This window comes from Kitasatospora sp. NPDC091276 (assembly GCF_040684355.1).
In the GTDB taxonomy this organism is placed as follows: domain Bacteria; phylum Actinomycetota; class Actinomycetes; order Streptomycetales; family Streptomycetaceae; genus Kitasatospora.
In genome coordinates, this window is record NZ_JBFBFU010000030.1 from 81,421 (window position 1) to 98,703 (window position 17,283).

The following is a 17,283-nucleotide window of genomic DNA, read 5'->3' on the forward strand; positions in this document are numbered from 1 at the left end:
ATGGGGAACCGCACGGTCCGCCTGGACCGACGGATGGACGGACAAGGGACGGGCGCTGTGACGGGTCGGGGAGTGGACCAGAACGAGCTGCTGAAGGACCTGCGTAAGCAGGTGGCGGCTCTGGAGGACGACCTGCGAGAGCGCAGCCAGGACGTACCCGAGTTCGCGGCGACGCTGGACGATGAGTACCAGCGTGCCCGGGCGGCTGAGCGCACGGCCGCGACGTACGAGAGCTGGCGCGAGGAGCGGATCACGCAGGCTGCCGTCGCCTGGGTGCTCGGCACGGTCTTCGTCCGCTTCTGTGAGGACAACGGGCTGATCGAATGGCCCTGGATCGCTGGCCCCGGGGAGCGGCTGGCGATCGCGGAGGAACGCCACGAGGCGTACTTCCGGGAGAACCCGGAACAGAACGACCGAGACTGGCTCGTCGCCGCGTTCGATCACCTCGCGGCGGCGAACGAGACGGCAGGAGGGCTCTTCGACCGCAACCACAACCCGCTGTGGGGGCTCACACCGAGCTATGAGGCGGCGCGGGCCCTGCTGGCGTTCTGGCGGCGCAGAGGCGACGACGGGGAGGCGGTCCACCTCTTCGAGAATGAGGACTGGGACACCAGGTTCCTGGGCGACCTGTACCAGAACCTCAGCGAGCACGCGCGGAAGACCTATGCGCTGCTGCAGACCCCTGAGTTCGTGGAGGAGTTCATCCTCGACCTCACGCTCGAGCCAGCGGTAGAGGAGTTCGGGCTCTGGCCCGAGCTGACCATCCGCGAGAGCGAGTCGCGCGTCGTTGAGCGGCGGGGACTGCGGACGATCGACCCGGCGTGTGGCAGCGGGCACTTCCTGCTGGGCATGTTCCAGCGGCTGCTGGCGAAGTATCGGGAAGTAGCCGGCCCCGGCATCGACGACTGGGCGAACGTGCGGGCCGCACTTGAAGCGGTGCACGGTTGTGACAAGAACCCGTTCGCGGTCAGCATCGCCCGGTTCCGGTTGCTGGTTGCGGCGCTGAAGGAGGCCGGTGTCCAGCGGCTGGATCAGGCACCGAAGTTCCCGATCAACGTTGCGGTAGGCGACTCACTGCTGCATGGACGAGGCGTCGGCAGGCGCAAGCAGAAGGGGAAGTCGGAGGACGACCTGTTCTCTGCCATGGGGGTGGCCGACGACGAAGGCGACGATTCGGAGGGGGCGTTCGCCTACTCGACCGAGGACGTGGCCGAATTCGTCCGCAGCTGTGATTTGTTGGGTCGGCACTCGTACCACGTGGTTGTGGGAAATCCCCCATACATCACGGTCAAGGATAAGCAAGAAAACGAGACCTATCGAGGAATCTACGACGCTTGCGCCGGGACGTATGCGCTGTCCGTGCCGTTTGCGCAACGAATCTTCGAGTTGGCCACGCGGGATGGTCGGGGATTCACTGGCCAGATCACTGCAAACTCCTTCATGAAGCGCGAGTTCGGGAAAAGACTCATTGAGGAATTCTTCCGCACAGTGAAGCTCACGCATGTGATTGACACGTCGGGCGCATTCATCCCTGGCCATGGAACCCCGACCGTGATCCTTATTGGCCGCAATACGGATCGGGGTTGGATAGATTCTGTTCGATCAGTGATGGGCGTACGCGGGGAACCTGGGCAGCCTACGGTTGCTTCGGACGGCTTTGTTTGGCGTGCGATTTCAGAGCATACTCAAGGGCCGCCAATCGAAACAGATTGGGTAATCGCTGAGGATGTCTCGAGGGGTCGGTTTACTGTGCACCCTTGGACGCTCGGTGGCGGGGTCGCAGCTGACGTTATGAAGAGCGTCGGGCGGTCGAGTGAAACCCTCTTTAAGGTGATTAATCCACCTATTGGGCGTGCAGTTCGGATCGGCTCCGACGAGGCATTTAGTCGGCCGAATAGGTCGGTGGTTGGCGTACGGGCTCCGCTTGAGGCGCTGCGACCGATTGTGCGTGGCGAGAACGTTCGAGACTGGAATGTATCCGGTCTCGGGTTGATCTGGTATCCGTACCTCGCAGACGGTTCAGTTCGCGAGGATCTTAGGGACGAGCTCTGGCCGCTACGGGCGCACTTGGCTGCGCGTAGGACTTTCCAGGGAGTCATGGAAGACGCTGGTCGTGCTTGGTGGGAGTATATGCAGCACACTCGATCGGCCTACGCAACCCCGCTCTCCATCGTATTCTCGAATGTGGCCACTCACCTGCACTTTTCTCTTGACCGGGGCGGTAAGGTTTTCGACGCCCACGCGCCGGTGATCAAACTTCCCGAGGGGGCAACGGAGGAGGCCCATCTGGCGCTTCTTGGATTGCTAAATTCATCGACGGCCTGCTTCTGGCTGAAGCAGGTGTGTCACGATAAGGGTAGTCAGTCGGGGACTGGCGGCTTCATGCATGACGAGTGGGAGCGCTTTTACGAATTCACGGGGACCAAGCTCCAGGAATTCCCCATTCCGGCCGCAGCTGCCGGTCCATTTGGCGCTAAGCTTGACTCGCTCGGGCGGGCTCTCGCGGCACTTGAGCCTGCTGCTTTGATTAATGCCTCAGCTGCAACCGAACGAATTAATCTCGATGCAGCTCGGGATGCCTATCTCTCGATGCGACACCGCATGATTGCGTTGCAGGAAGAGCTGGACTGGCATGTTTACGGCTCGTACAGCCTCCTCGCCGATGCTGAGGTTGCGTCTCTAACCACCCCTGACCTTGATGAGGTCCCTGAAGTGGCTCTTGGCGAGCGGTCTTTTGAGATCGTGCTCGCGCGCAGGGTGGCTGCTGGCGAGGCCCAGACCGTTTGGTTCAACCGGCACAACTCCACCCCCATTACGGAAATTCCTTACCGCTGGCCTGAGTGGTATCGCGCGATCGTGCAGCGCCGAATCGACATTATCGAGAAGCGTCGCGACATTGCGCTGATCGAGCGTCCGGAATACAAGCGTCGCTGGTCGTCGCAAACCTGGGAAAAGAAGGAGGCCGAGGCCCTCCAGGCGTGGTTGCTGGATCGTTGTGAGCGCGAGGATCTGTGGTTCCACAATCGCGACGGAATGCGCCAGCCGCGTACGCTTACCCCGGCTCAGCTGGCGGATCTGCTCGCCAACGATGCCGACATTCACGCTGTTGCTGAACTCTATGCTTCGGATCACCTCGGTAAGCCAGACCTTCGGCTTGCTGATGTGCTGCGCGAGATCGTTACCGACGAGCACGTGCCCTACCTTGACGCCCTTCGGTATAAGGACCCCGGTCTCCGTAAGCGTGAGCAATGGGAGAAGGTCTGGGATCAGCAGCGTGAAGAGGATCGGACCGGGGAACGGTTGGATATCACTGCCCCTCCGAAGTACTCAGGTGCGGACTTCCGGAAGCAGTCGTACTGGTCGAACCGGGGCAAGCTCGATGTGCCGAAGGAGCGGTTCATCTCCTACCCGGATGCTGGACCGGAGGCCGACCCCAAGCTGGTTCTCGGCTGGGCCGGTTGGGACCATCGGGACCAGGCACAGGCCATCATCAACCTGGCTACCGACCGGGTGGAGCGGGATAACTGGCAGGGTGAGCAGCTGACTCCGCTTCTCGCTGGGATGTTGGAGCTGCTGCCTTGGTTGAAGCAGTGGCACGGTGAGTTCGATCCCGAGTGGGAGGGGGTTCCCGCGACCGACTGCCAGGAGTGGCTGGAGGCCCAGCAGCGTGAGCACGGCGTCACGACGGATGCGTTGCTCTCTTGGCGTCCGTCTGCGCCCAAGCGCGGCAGGGCCGCGGCCAAGTAACGTGCAGCCATTGCACGATCGCACACCGACATGAATTCCACGACGAAGGGACCGCGACCCGCGATGTCCAGCACTGAGCTCTTCCTCCGGGACGTCCTGGACATCCCCGACGCGGTCCTCGCCGGCAAGTTCAAGGTCGAGCTGTCCGGCGGGTTCGAGGAGACCCAGCGTCTGGTCGACGAGTACGTCGTCACGGATCAGCTGAAGGAAGCCTTCGGCAAGGCGCTCACTCTCGTCCGCAGCTCGGTTCGCGACGGTTCGTCGAACGCTGCGTACCTGCACGGCTCGTTCGGCTCGGGTAAGAGCCACTTCATGTCGGTGCTCCACGCGGTGCTCAACAACGAGCCGGCTGCCCGTTCCAAGCCGCGTCTGCAGGAGGTCATCGCCGAGCACGACGACTGGTTGCGCGACCGCCGGTTCCTCATGGTGCCGTACCACCTCGTCGGCGCCGCCGACCTGGACTCCGCACTGCTCGGCGGCTACGTCCGGGCGATCCGCCGCATAGACCCGAACGCGCCGACGCCGCCGGTCTACCGGGCCGACGCGATGCTGGACGACGCCCGCTACAACCGCAGCATTGAGGGCGACGACCTGTTCATCCGCAAGCTAGGGGACCGCGCTGTCAGCGGCGGCACGGGCCACCCCAGCGCCGCGGACGAGGACGACCTGGTCCCGCTGGAGGAAGCCGGGGCCCCCTCCACCGGCTGGACCAGCGCGGACCTGGACCGCGCGTTTGCGGCTCCGCCCGGCGACCCGCTGCGCGAGGCGCTCGTCTCCGCGCTGCTCAGCGGACCGATGAAGTCCTACGCTCGCGGCGCCAGCGGTGACGCGAACGCCTTCATCCCTCTCGAGGACGGCCTGTCCGTCATCAGCCGGCACGCCAAGTCGCTCGGCTACGACGGCATCGTGCTGTTCCTGGACGAGCTGGTCCTCTGGCTCCAGGCCAGGATGAGCGACCAGGACTTCGTGAAGACCGAGGTCGGCAAACTCGTCAAGATCATCGAGTCGGGGGTGGCGGACAGGCCGGTGCCGATCGTCTCCTTCGTCTCGCGGCAGAGGAACCTGTCCCAGCTCGTCGGTGAGGACGTCACCGGCGCCGAGGTGAAGAACCTGGAGTCCCAGGTCGGCTACCTCGCCCAGCGCTTCGACGTGATCAACCTGGAGGACCGGAACCTCCCGGCGATCATCAAAGAGCGCGTGCTCAAGCCCCGCTCCCCGGAGGCACGGGACGCCCTGGACACGGCCTTTGCCGACTTCGAACAGGCGAACGCACGGGTCAAGGACGCTCTGCTCGACTCGCAAGGTGCGACTCAGGCGGACTGGTCGGACTTCCGCGACGTGTACCCGCTGACGCCGGCCCTGCTGAACGTCCTGGTCGCGCTGTCAGGTGCGCTCCAGCGCGAGCGGACCGGTCTGAAGCTGCTCCAGGACCTGCTGTGGCGGCGGCGCGAGGACATGAAGGTCGGCCAGATCATCCCGCTGGGTGACCTGTGGGACGTCCTCTCCGGCGGCATGGGCGATGCGTTCACCGAGAAGCTCCGCAAGGAGGGCGGGCAGGCCAACCGGTTCTACGAGAAGGTCCGCGCCTGGATGGTGGAGCGCTACCAGGGGGAAAAGAGCGCGGACTTCCGGGCCACCGACCGGCTGGTCAAGACGCTCCTGCTGGCCTACCTGACTCCCGAGGTTCCGGCTCTGGCCCGGTTGACCGCTCGTCGTCTCGCGGACCTCAACCACGGTTCCGTCAAGCGCACGCGGACGATCACCGACGACAAGGTGGCCCTGGCGCGCCTGGAGGAGCTGCAGGGCGAGTTCGGCGGGGAGCTGCGCTCGGACGGCGGCAACGACCCGGTCTTTGCGCTGCATCTGTCCGACCTTGACGTCGAGCCGCTGCTGGACGCCGTCGGCGAGGTCGACCGGGTGAGCGCACGGCGCGTCTGGATCAAGGAGACCCTCTGGAACGCGCTGGAAATCAAGGACACCGAGGGGTTCGTCTGCGAGCACGAGATCGTGTGGCGCGGCACCAAGCGCACCGCCGAGTTCGTCTTCGGCAACGTCCGTGACGCCCAGGAGATCCCGGACGACCACTTCATCCCCTCGGTGGACGGGCGGGTGCGCTTCGTCATCGACTACCCGTTCGACGTCGCCGGCCAGTACCCGAGCAACGACGCCGCGCGGGTCCGTCAGCTGCTGCGGGACGAGCGGCACCGCCAGCCCACCGTGGTGTGGCTTCCGGCGCACCTCTCGCGTCAGCGTGCCGGCCAGCTCGGGCGACTCCTGAAGATCAACTACGTGCTGGAGCGGGAGCGCCTCGACGACCTCGCGGTCAACTACTCCGCCGAGGACCGCATCCGCATGCGCCACCAGCTCCAGGCGCAGCGGGACAACCTCACCTCCCAGCTCACCGTCACGCTGGGCCAGCTGTACGGCATCAGCCGCCTGGACGAGGCCAACGCCGGCGCACCGGTGGGTGAGGACGGCCACCTGCTGTCGATGCTGCCCGGCAACAGGCCCCAGCTGGAGGCCGCCGCCGGCTTCAAGGGCAACATGCTCCGGATCGCAGACGGTGTCTTCCAGGAGCTGTATCCCAAGCACCCCAACTTCGACCCGTCCGGCAACCGCAAGGCGGTCACCCCGGCCGAGCTGAAGACCGTGCTCGGCTGGATCACCAAGGCCATGGAGGACGGCTCCGGGCGCGTGGAACTCGAGCGCGGGCAGATGGCCGTCGTCAAGAAGATCGTGCACCCGCTGGAGCTCGGGGAGGTCCACGACGGTCCGCTGACCCTGAGCACCGAGTGGCGCCGGCGGATCGACCAGTACGCCGCCCAGCAGCAGATCACGGGCGAGTACAAGGTGGAGGACATCCGCCAGTGGATCGCCAAGCTCGGCTGGACCGGCCTGGACAAGCAGGTCAGCAGTCTACTGATCGCCACCTATGCCCTGCTGGCAGACCGTTCCTGGGTCTACAACGGCAAGCCAGAGTCGGCGGCGCCGCCCCTGCAGTCGATCGGGGCCGGCCACGTCCTGCGGGCCCAGGACAAGCCCAGCGAGGCCGAGTTCGCCACCGCGCGGGACCGTGCGGCAGCACTGTTCGGTGTCTCCGGCGTGCCGCCCGTGTTGTTCGCCCGCAACGTCGCGAAGCTCGCGGCAGCGGTGCGCGCGAAGGCCGAGGCAGTGGAGCCGGCCGTCGAAGGGGTACGCAGCTCCCTCGGAAAGCCGCAGCACGCCAGCGCGCTCGGCCTTACCGATTCGCGTGCGCCCCGCCTCCTGGCGGCCAGGCATGCCGCGGACCTCGTCCAACGACTGACGCGGCACCAGGACGACACCCCGCTGGTCAAGGAACTCGCCGCAGTCGCATACGACATCACCGATCAGGAGCTGGGCGCCGCTGTCGGCTCGGCGAAGACCGTCCTCGAGGCACTCGACCGTACGCAGTGGGATCTGCTGGAGAGCGTGCGCGAGTACACCGGACGGACCGACGGGATCGGCGACCGCGCGCAGCGACTGATCGCCGAGGTGGAACGTGCCGCTCACGAGGACGAGTTCGCCCGCCAGCTCGCACCCGTCCTGGACAAGATCCAGCCGCAGTCCCTGGCGCTGATCCGGGATGCGGCCCGGCTGGCAGCTGTCGCCGCACCGATGGCGCCGCCCGCAGTGCCGGTGCCGTCGCCGACGCCGGAGGAGCCGCCGACCGAGGCCGGCCAGGTCAGCCTGACCTTCCACGGCCAGCCGTCCCTGCCCACCTCGCCCGCCGAGCCGAGCACGCCTGCCGCTCCCGCCGGCACCACCGCCGCGGCTGGTCCTGCGGCAGCCGTGCCGCGCCGCTCCACGCGCAGGGTGGCAGCCCGCGCCGGGTTGACCGCGTTCGAACGAGCCTTGGCGGATCTGCTGGGCGAGATCCGGGAGTTCGCCGCCACCAACCCCGATACCGAGATCGAGATCGGGTGGAAGCCCGCGGACCAGCCCGGAGCGGGCGGTACCGTGAGCGAAGGGGCGGCGCAGTGATGTCGGCCCAGCCACCTCTGGTCAACCGCCGGGTCATCGAGGCCCTTCTGCGTCTGGAGCTTCCCAATGAGCCGGACCGCCGGCTCGTCCTGGTCCACGGCCGGTACGAGACCGGCGCGGCTGCCGAGTTCACCGCCTCCCTGGCAGAGGACAAGCGCCGGATCGAGGTCGTGGAGCAGCACTCCGTCCTCGGCATCTCCGACGCCTGGCACCGCCACCAGGAAGAAGCCGCGGGCCCGGGTTCGGTGCTTGTGGTCACCACCACGGTCGAGGACGAGCAGCTCGGCTGGGACGTGCTCGGCCACGCCCTGCGCCGCCAGGTCCTCAGCGTCGACCGGGCGGAGATCGTCCGACTGCGATTCGGCGCCACCGGTCTCGACCCGCGCATCCGCGCGGAATCCTGGCTGGTGAACGCCCTCCTCGAAGCAGAACCCCACGGCGGCTGGCCGCGGCTCGGCTCCGTGCTCACGCTGGATGCGGCGATGCGCGCACTCGTCGAGGCCAGGCTGTCGATCAGCCAGGCATCCCCCGACGCGGCCGGCACCCGCGCAGACGGCCGTCGCGACACCCCGCTGGACGCCGACACCCTGCTGGCCTGGTCCCGCAGCCCCTTCGGGCCCGCCGCCTACGCGGCACTGGCCAAGGACGAGCAGCAGGGTATCCGGGACTGGCTGACCAAGGTCGCCGGCAACGCGGCGTCGCTGCTGTTGGACCTGTGCGCCGCTGGCCGCGGCCAGGAAGCCATGGCACTCGGAGTCGTCGGCTCCGTGGTGGCAGGCCCCGCTCCCTCGGCAGAGACCGGCCTCGCGCTCGGCGGGCTGTTCGGAACCATCCGGCCCAAGCCCGCTGACCTGCGTCCCTTCACCCTCGCGGTCGAGGGAACAGTGATCCGCTGGCTGCTGCAGGCCGAGCAGGCAGGACCGGAGCAGCACGCTGCCCACAACCGAGCCCGGGAAGTCCTCGAGCAGGCGGACCGGCAGGCCCAGGAAGCCGGCCTGACCGAAGCCCTCGCGGGCAACGCGTACCTGCCCTCCGGGTTCCAGGCTCGCCTCAACGCACTCGCGGCTGTCCTCGACCCCTCCGGCACCCGCACACGCGACCTCGCCGCGGCCGAGGCCGCCCTCGAGGAACTGCGCCGCCACCACCTCGCGGGCCTGCAGCGCCCGCGTGTCCGCACCGCCGAAGCCGCAGTGCGCCTGGCCCGCTGGCTGGCCGGCTCGCAGCCGACCATCACCTCCGTAGCGGACGCGGTCGAGCAGCACCTCGCCGACTGGGGCTGGGTGGATGCCGCTCTCACCGTCCTGTGGGCCGGCGACGCCGATGCCCAGGAACCGGTCAGTGCCGCCTACCACAGCGTCTACCACGCTGCTCGTGGGCGGCGCGCGGTGATCGACGAGATCTTCGCCCGGTACCTGCGTGACTGGACACGCACCGCGACCGGCCAGACGCCGGCCGGGGCGCTCCCGGTCGAGAACGTGCTCGACACCATCGCCGTCAAGCTCGCCGGAAAGTCGGGCCGGGCCCCGCTGATCCTGCTGGTCGACGGCATGAGCAGCGAAGTCGCGGTCGGCTTCGGCGAAGAACTCGCCCGCCGCGGCTGGCTGGAGACCGGCCCAGCCCGGGGCCGCCGCACGGCCGCAGTCGCCGCGATCCCCTCACTCACCCGCATCAGCCGGGCCTCGCTCCTTACCGGCAGCCTCACCCAGGGCGGCCAGTCGGTGGAGAAGCCAGGCTTCGAGGCGTTCTGGTCCCGGCAGCGCCGTTCAGCCGCCTTGTTCCACAAGGCGGACATAGGAGGTGCGGCCGGCCAGCGGCTTTCCGACACGCTGCAGCGCGAACTGGCTGGCGAGGCGGTCGTCGGAGTCGTGCTGAACACGGTCGACGACTCACTCGATCACGCCGCCCAGGGCGACCGCACACGGTGGCGCCTGGCCGACGTGACCTACCTGGACGAGCTCCTCGCCGCGGCCCGCCTCTACAGCCGACCAGTCGTCATCGTCGCCGACCATGGCCACGTCCTCGAGCGGGGCGAAGGACTCGATGCCCCGGCAGCCGCCGGGAGCGTCAGTGCCGCGCGCTGGCGCCTCGGCGAACCGGGATCCGGCGAAGTCCTGCTCAGCGGGCCGCGTGTCCTCGAAGGTGATGGCCGCGTCGTGGCGCCGTGGCGCGAGGACATCCGCTACACGCCCCGCAAGGCGGGCTACCACGGCGGAGCCTCCCTCGCCGAGATGACCGTCCCGGTCCTGACGCTGCTGCCCGTGGACACCGACCCGCCCAAGGACTGGCACCTCCTCGCACCGGAGGACGTCACCCCACACTGGTGGAACGCAGGCAACCCCACCCGCGATTCGGCACGTGTCGCCGAGCAGACCGACACGTCGTCGACCTCGGCCAAGCCCATGGACGGCCAGGAACCTGCGGAGGAGCCGCGCGAAGCCGCCGAGACGAGCACCCCGGCACACGGCCCCTCCTTCGGGACAGAGCTGGTGGCGTCCGAGACCTTCCGTTTCCAGCGGAGGTTCGTCCGCAAGCCGCCCGAGCCCGAGGTCATGGCTGCCGTCGTCGACGCCCTGGTGGCAGCGGACGGGGTCCTGTCCCTGACCGCGGTGGCGGCGGCAGCGGGCAAGGCCGGCCGCAACGCAGACGGCTTCGCCGCCACACTGCAACGACTCATGAACGTAGAGGGTTACCCCGTGCTGGAATTCAGCGACAACGGAAGCAGGCTGCGGCTCAACGTGCCGCTCGCCCGTGAACAGTTCCAGGTGGACAGCTGATGAGCACCATCCAGCCCCCCTCCGGGGGACACGCGGCTTCCGTGAGCGCGGCCCGCCGCCGCGACGTGGTCGATGCCCTGCGCCGCGGCACGGTGCCCCAGTTCGGGCTCGATCTCTTCGCAGTCGGCCTCGACCGCTTCGAGCGCGCGCTCGACGACGACCTGACCGTCGTCACCCGAGGCGGCGCCGCCTTCCACGCTGTCCGCGGCGACTACGGCTCCGGCAAGACGTTCTTCGCCCGCTGGCTGGCCGAGCGGGCCAAGCGCATGGGCCTGGCCACCGCCGAGATCCAGATCTCCGAGACCGAGACCCCGCTCCACCGGCTGGAGACGGTCTACCGTCGCCTGACCGAACGCCTGTCCACCGCGAGCCACGCCCCGAGTGCCCTGCGCGCCATCGTCGACTCCTGGTTCTACACGCTCGAAGAGGAAGTCCTCGACGCCGGAGACGTACCCGAGGACGACACCGAAGCCCTCGGCAAGGCCGTCGATGCGCTCATGGAGTCCCGCCTCGCCGACGTCGCCCGCACCACCCCCGCCTTCGCCGCGGCCCTGCGCGGCTACCGCCACGCCAAGGCCGCAGGCGACGCCGCAACAGCCGAAGCGCTCATCGCCTGGCTCGGCGGCCAGAAGTCCGTCGCGGCCGGCGCCCGCCGGACCGCCGGCGTCCGCGGAGACCTCGACCACTTCGCCGCCCTCGGCTTCCTCCAGGGCCTGCTGACCGTCCTGCGCGACTGCGGACACCCCGGTCTGCTGCTCGTCCTCGACGAGATCGAGACCCTCCAACGCGTACGAGGCGACGTCCGGGAGAAGGGCCTCAACGCCCTGCGACAGCTCCTGGACGAGATCGACGCCGGCCGCTTCCCCGGCCTGTTCCTGGTGATCACCGGCACGCCCGCGTTCTACGACGGACAGCAGGGCGTGCAGAGGCTTCCCCCGCTGGCCCAGCGCCTGGCCACCGACTTCACGACCGACCCGCGCTTCGACTCACCCCGCGCGGTCCAGCTCCGCCTCGCCGGCTTCGACCTGGAACGGCTCGGTGAACTCGGCCGCAGCGTCAGGGACCTCTACGCCGGAGCCGCCCGCAACCCGGACCGGGTCGCCGAACTCGTCGACAACGCCTACATCGCCGAACTCGCCACCGCCGTCACCGGAGGACTCGGCGGCCAGGTCGGCATCGCCCCGCGCGTCTTCCTGCGCAAACTCGTCGCTGACGTCCTCGACCGGGTCGACGAGTTCGACGACTTCGACCCGCGTCGGCATTACGCACTCACCCTCTCCTCGGCCGAGCTGAGCGAAGCCGAACGCAGCGCCGCCTCCGCAGGCGACATCGAGCTCGATCTATGAGCGATGCCCCCGCATCCTCCGGCCCAGGGGCCGGGACGGCCGCGCTGTCCCGGCTCCAGCCCGCTCTCGTCCACCACATCGTCAACTCCCTCGGCTGGCGCGAACTCCGTCCCCTCCAGCAGGAGGCCATCGCCCCGCTGCTCGACGGCTCGGACGCGGTTCTGCTCGCCCCCACCGCCGGCGGCAAGACCGAAGCCGCCTCGTTCCCGCTGCTGTCCGCCATGGAAGAGCACCGCTGGACCGGCCTGTCGGTCCTGTACGTGTGCCCGCTCAAGGCCTTGCTGAACAACCTCCTGCCCCGACTCGAAACGTACGCCGGATGGCTCGGACGGCGTGCGGCACTCTGGCACGGCGACATCCCCCAGACCGCACGCCGGCGCATCCTCACCGACCCGCCGGACATCCTGCTCACCACGCCCGAGTCGATCGAGGTCATGCTGGTGAGTACCAAGGTCGACCAGCACCGCCTCTTCGCAGACCTCCGCACCATCGTCGTCGACGAGGTCCACGCCTTCGCCGGCGACGACCGCGGCTGGCACCTGCTCGCCGTCCTCGAACGCCTCCAGCACCTGGCTGGACGGCCCATCCAACGCGTCGGCCTGTCCGCCACGGTCGGCAACCCGGGCGACCTCCTCCACTGGCTGCAAGGCTCAGGCCGCGGCCAGCGCCCCGCCCAGGTCGTCGCCCCCGGTGTCGATCTCGCCCCACGGGCCGTCGCCGACGCCACGACGGTGACACCACCGGGAGACATCGAACTCGACTACGTCGGATCAACCGCCAACGCGGCCAAGGTCATCGCAGCCCTCCACCGAGGCGAGAAGCGGCTGGTCTTCTGCGACTCCCGGCAGCTCGTCGAAGAACTCGGCGCCGCACTCCGCGCCGCAGGCGTCACCACCTTCCTCTCCCACGCCTCCCTCTCCCTCGACGAACGGCGCCGCGCCGAAGCCGCCTTCGCCGAGGCCCGCGACTGCGTCATCGTCTCCACCAGCACCCTCGAACTCGGCATCGACGTCGGCGACCTCGATCGCGTCATCCAGATCGACGCCCCCACCACCGTCGCCTCCTTCCTCCAACGCATCGGTCGCACCGGACGCCGCGCCGGATCCACCCGCAACTGCCTCTTCCTCGCCCGCAGCCACGAGGCACTGCTGAGTGCCTCGGCCCTCCTCGTCCTGTGGGGCCGCGGCTACATCGAACCGGTCACCGCCCCGCCCGAGCCCCGGCACATCGTCGCCCAACAACTCCTGGCCCTCAGCCTGCAAGAGCACAAGATCGCCCAAGGACTCTGGAACCAGGGCTGGAACGGCCTGCCCCCGTTCGACCGCAGCGCCGAACCCATCCTGCGGCACCTGGTTGACCACGGCTTCCTCGACCAGGACGGCGAACTGCTGTTCATCGGCCCGGCCGCCGAGGAGAAGTTCGGCCGCCGGCACTTCATGGGCATCACCGCCGTCTTCACCGCACCACCCGAGTTCACCGTCCTCGCCGGCCGCCAGGAGATCGGCCGCACCGACCCCATGCTCCTCACCGAGAAGATCGACGGCCCGCGGGTCCTCCTGCTCGGCGGGCGAAGCTGGAAAGTCACCTGGATCGACTGGACCAGGCGCCGCTGCTACGTCGAACCCTCCGACCTCGCCGGCCGCGCCCGCTGGTTCGGCACCGGCTACAGCGGCACCTCCTATGCGCTCAACCAGGCTGCCCGCGATGTTCTGCTCGGAATTGACCCGCCGGTCAAACTCACGCGCCGAGCCACCCAGCAGCTCGCCCACGTGCGCGAGGAGAACGTCGACACCGTCCACCCCGGCGGCACCGTCATCACCCGAGCCGGCGACGACATCCGCTGGTGGACCTGGGCCGGGTACCGAGCCAACGCCACCCTCACCGCCACCCTCGCCGGCCTCACCGACGAACGCCAGCGCTTCACCGACGAATACCTACGCCTACGCACCGACCTCACCCCGCAGATGTGGAAGGCCGGAACGGCAGATGCTGCCTCACGCCTGTGCCTGCCCGACATCGACGTGAAAGCCATGCGCGGACTGAAGTTCCACGAGGCCCTCCCAGAACGCCTCGCCATGGCCACACTCGCTACGAGGCTCGCCGACCTCGACTCGGCGACGGGCGTATTGTCCGAGCCGGTCAGGTTCACGCTCAGAGCAGAGTGAGAACGCCAGCCGGGACGCAGGACGTACTCGGTAGCCGGTGGATCAAGCGCTCTCAACCGGCCTTGTCGGTGCCCTCGTCTAGGCTCGCACGCCGAGACCGATAGGGGATTTACGTGCTCGACAGCGCTCTGACCGCAGATGTTCCGCTCGGCCCCTTCGAGGGCGCACCCATGACCGTCCACTCGTCCAAGGGAAAGACCACCAAGCTCCACGCCGCCAAGACCTGCCCCCAGTTGCGCGCCCGCGACATCGCGACGGCCTCGGTGCCGCTGAATGTGGAGACGATCGGGCGGATGTGCTCGCGCTGCGCCCAATGGGGCGCGTGGTCGCGGCCGGGGACCGGGCTCGGCGTCTTCCTTCGGGCGCTCGGCGGGGTCGGACTGCTGTACCAGCTGCAGTGCCACACCGGGCCGGACGAGGACACTGACTGGGACGAGCCGGAGGTGCTCGCCGCCGCCAAGCTGTTGTGCGAGCCCGAAGCTGACATCGATGACGACCAGGAGGAAGAGGAAGAGGACGGCGAGGGCCGTGAGGCCGAGCGCCTGCAGGACTGCGTGTTCTCCGCCTGGAAGCGGGCGGCGACCAGCCTGCACCAAGCGCAGGCGACTGCCGCGATGTTCCCCTGGCTCGCCGACTGGGCGGAACCGAAACTCGCCGTGAAGATCCAGTACCTGGAGACGCTGCGGGCGCAGGCCGCCTTGTTCGTCGATACGGAGGGCCTCCGGGCAGCCGCAGCAGCAGAACTCCTGGGCGAGCCGGAACTGCCCTCCAGTGACCCCGCGTTCACGGCGGTGGGCTCGCACGATGAGATCACGAGGAGTCTGAAGACGCTGTGGCGTGAGTGGCAGGAGGAGGCCGCCAGCGGCTGGGGCCGACCGAGCGAGCGCACCTATATCTCCTCCCACCTCACGCACGGCATGCGCCCCAACCGTAAGGGCTACGCCCAGGCCCGGGCCGGCGTCGACGAGCTGGTCGCCTCCTGGGAGGAGCTGGCGCAGATCGCGGCGAAGGCGGCCGACCCGGTGCCGCAGCGTCTGGTGACCGTGCGCCTGTCGGAGGTCGTCGAGGACCCGTCGTACCGACACGAGCGCGGGTTCCTCCATGACCTCGACGACTGGACCACGGGCGTGCTCCTCACCCACCTCACCGCCGCGGACTGGGGCCGGCGCACCCTCACCCTGAAGGTCCCCGCCCTCGTCGCCGACCGCCTCCTCGCCTCCCACCCCTCCGGCCTCACATGCGAAGCCGGTACCGCCGGCCCCGAGACTCCGACCGGTGCCGAGGCCGGCGCGTCCTCACAGCACGTCAGGCCCGGGATCTTCGACGACACCCCCGTCTACGACCGGCAGCCGCTGGCTGCGGACCACCTGCGCGCACTGCGCGCCGTCTCGGCGGATCGGGACCAGCTGTACCTGGTGTTCTCGGTTGGCGCGGGGACCGAGGTGCTGCCGCTGACCACAGTGGAGAAGCGGCTCGCCGCTGAGTGGCAGGGGACCATCCTCGCCAGCGCGTCGGATCTGCCCGTGAGCGTCGTCGAGGCATGGGTCCGCGAGATCGGCCGCCGGCCCGAGGACGGAGAGAGCATCTGGTCTGCTCCCGTCCACGACCCGCACGACCCGCGGTTCGGTGCGGACCTGGGGCTGGCAGACGGCGATCGTGCCACCGCCTGGCTGCGACACGGAGGGGAGAGCGTCGAGTACGACCTGCGGTGCCTGGCGATGGCACGCGGCGCCGCCGACCTGCGCACGCTCGACGACAGCCGCGACCGCGAAGAGCGACGGCGCACGGTCCCGATCGCGGTGTGGCACGGCCTGCTGGCCACCACCCGCCACCTCGACCTGCGGCCGTTCAAAGCGCCCGGCACCGACCGGTGGCACGGCGGCAGCGGAATCCCGCTCGGTGTACTCGCCGAGGTGCAGGTCTACACCACCGATGCCAAGCCCGGCTGGAACCGCAGGGGCCACTCGGCGTTCTGCTCGCACTCCGGGGAACGCGGCCTCTCCGCTGACGACGACCTGCTGACCATCGCGGACCTCCTCTCCCGCGACGGCTTCGACTGGTGCAGCAAGTGCCACGGCTTCGCGGTACGCAGGTTCACCGACTCCCAGGTGTCCTACTACCGTGCGGCGCACCGTCTCCACGCCGTCGTGAAGAGGCTCGATCGTGACGGCGGAGCCACGGGCGGGACCAACGGGGAGAGCCTGGCCGCTGAGCTGAGCGAGCTGTCCGAGTGGCACCCGATCGGGGAGACGTACTGGGACAGCCCCGACTCGTGGCGCTGGACGGAGATCATCCGCGACCTCCGGCACCGCCTCGCGAACGGCCACGGAACCCGCTGACGAGGTGCTGGCACCTGCGAGCGGCTACGCCGCTCGCAGGACACCACCATCGTGACTCCGAGCCACTTCCTGCTGGTTGGCCGACGCCTCGTCGAGAGCGTGCATAGCTTCTTCGGCGGAGTCCTTGAGGAGGTCGCCGTAGAGGTTGATGGTGATCGCCAGGGTGGAGTGCCGCAGGGTCTTGGAGGCGACGGCCAGGGGGATATCAGCGGCGATCATGATGCGGGCCGCGGTGTGGCGCAGGTCGTGCGTGCGCCGTGAGGCGCTGTGGTTCGAGTGGAGGTGAGAGACCTTCGCCGCTGATCCTGTCGCAGCAGGACGGTGGAGCTGAGGGCAGCCTGATCCGGGTGACGCCGGGGAGGGTGGGAGCGGCCCTGACAAAGCCGGGGCGGGCCAGTACTGCCAGATGGTTCGGGTCCGGCGAGCGGGACGGAGAGGAGTACGCGAGGAACCGGCGTGTGACACCCCCTTTATGCGACGCCAGCTCGAACCTGGTGGATCTGGGCTGGAAGCGGTGCGCACCCGTCGCGGGTTGGGCGGGGAACTTCCGAGGCAGTGGGCACGAGCTGTCAGGGAGGCTGCGAGGAAGGTCTGCGGCGTACTCGCAGCGATGCCGCAGGGGCATAGTCGGGCTCCTACTTCGTCGAGCGAACCACAGTGAACACGGGACCCGTCCCGGGTCTTGCCCTGCGCGTCGCGTCCAGCGGCGATGGTGGGGTTGGGCGCGTCGACCGCCGATCGGTCCGGGACGGGGCGGAGCCGCCGTAGTACTCCGAGGTCGGGAAAGCCGGCCACATGGGGAAGGGCGGCAGCGGTTTCGAGAAGGGAAGGACGCTGCAATGCCGGAAGACGCGTCGCCGAATGGCGATGCTCCTCGTTCTGGTCCGCCCGGGCCGGGGGCGAGGGTATC

Annotated in this window: 7 protein-coding genes; 6 read left to right on the top strand and 1 reads right to left on the bottom strand. The window is 68.7% G+C overall.

Annotated features, from left to right (window positions below; genetic code table 11):
* The first annotated feature begins 72 nt into the window (after positions 1–72).
* The 6 genes from pglX to AB0O19_RS30610 all read left to right on the top strand — a co-directional run bounded on the left by pglX (position 73) and on the right by AB0O19_RS30610 (position 16,373).
* Positions 73–3,747 carry a BREX-2 system adenine-specific DNA-methyltransferase PglX gene (gene pglX / locus AB0O19_RS30585; RefSeq protein ID WP_363624178.1) on the top strand — a complete coding sequence of 1,225 codons (3,675 nt, stop codon included), beginning with the start codon at positions 73–75 and terminating at the stop codon, positions 3,745–3,747.
* Between the two features lie 63 nt (positions 3,748–3,810).
* Positions 3,811–7,749, top strand: coding sequence for a DUF6079 family protein (locus AB0O19_RS30590; RefSeq protein WP_363624180.1), 3,939 nt, complete (start codon positions 3,811–3,813; stop codon positions 7,747–7,749).
* A complete protein-coding gene (gene pglZ, locus AB0O19_RS30595; protein ID WP_363624182.1) occupies positions 7,749–10,523 on the top strand; it encodes a BREX-2 system phosphatase PglZ in 2,775 nt (924 codons plus the stop codon). Before AB0O19_RS30590 ends, pglZ begins: the two co-directional genes overlap by 1 nt.
* Positions 10,523–11,869, top strand: a complete 1,347-nt coding sequence (brxD, locus tag AB0O19_RS30600) for a BREX system ATP-binding protein BrxD (protein WP_363624184.1) — start codon at positions 10,523–10,525, stop codon at positions 11,867–11,869. The genes pglZ and brxD overlap by 1 nt, the downstream gene beginning before the upstream one ends.
* Entirely contained in the window at positions 11,866–14,034 is a 2,169-nt protein-coding gene (locus tag AB0O19_RS30605; RefSeq protein WP_363624186.1) for a DEAD/DEAH box helicase, read from the top strand. Before brxD ends, AB0O19_RS30605 begins: the two co-directional genes overlap by 4 nt.
* 113 nt (positions 14,035–14,147) lie before the next feature.
* A complete protein-coding gene (locus AB0O19_RS30610; protein WP_363624188.1) occupies positions 14,148–16,373 on the top strand; it encodes a hypothetical protein in 2,226 nt (741 codons plus the stop codon).
* Between the two features lie 24 nt (positions 16,374–16,397).
* On the opposite strand, the gene AB0O19_RS30615 is transcribed toward AB0O19_RS30610, so the two are convergent.
* Positions 16,398–16,592 carry a hypothetical protein gene (locus tag AB0O19_RS30615; RefSeq protein ID WP_363624190.1) on the bottom strand — a complete coding sequence of 65 codons (195 nt, stop codon included), beginning with the start codon at positions 16,590–16,592 and terminating at the stop codon, positions 16,398–16,400.
* Positions 16,593–17,283 lie beyond the last annotated feature (691 nt).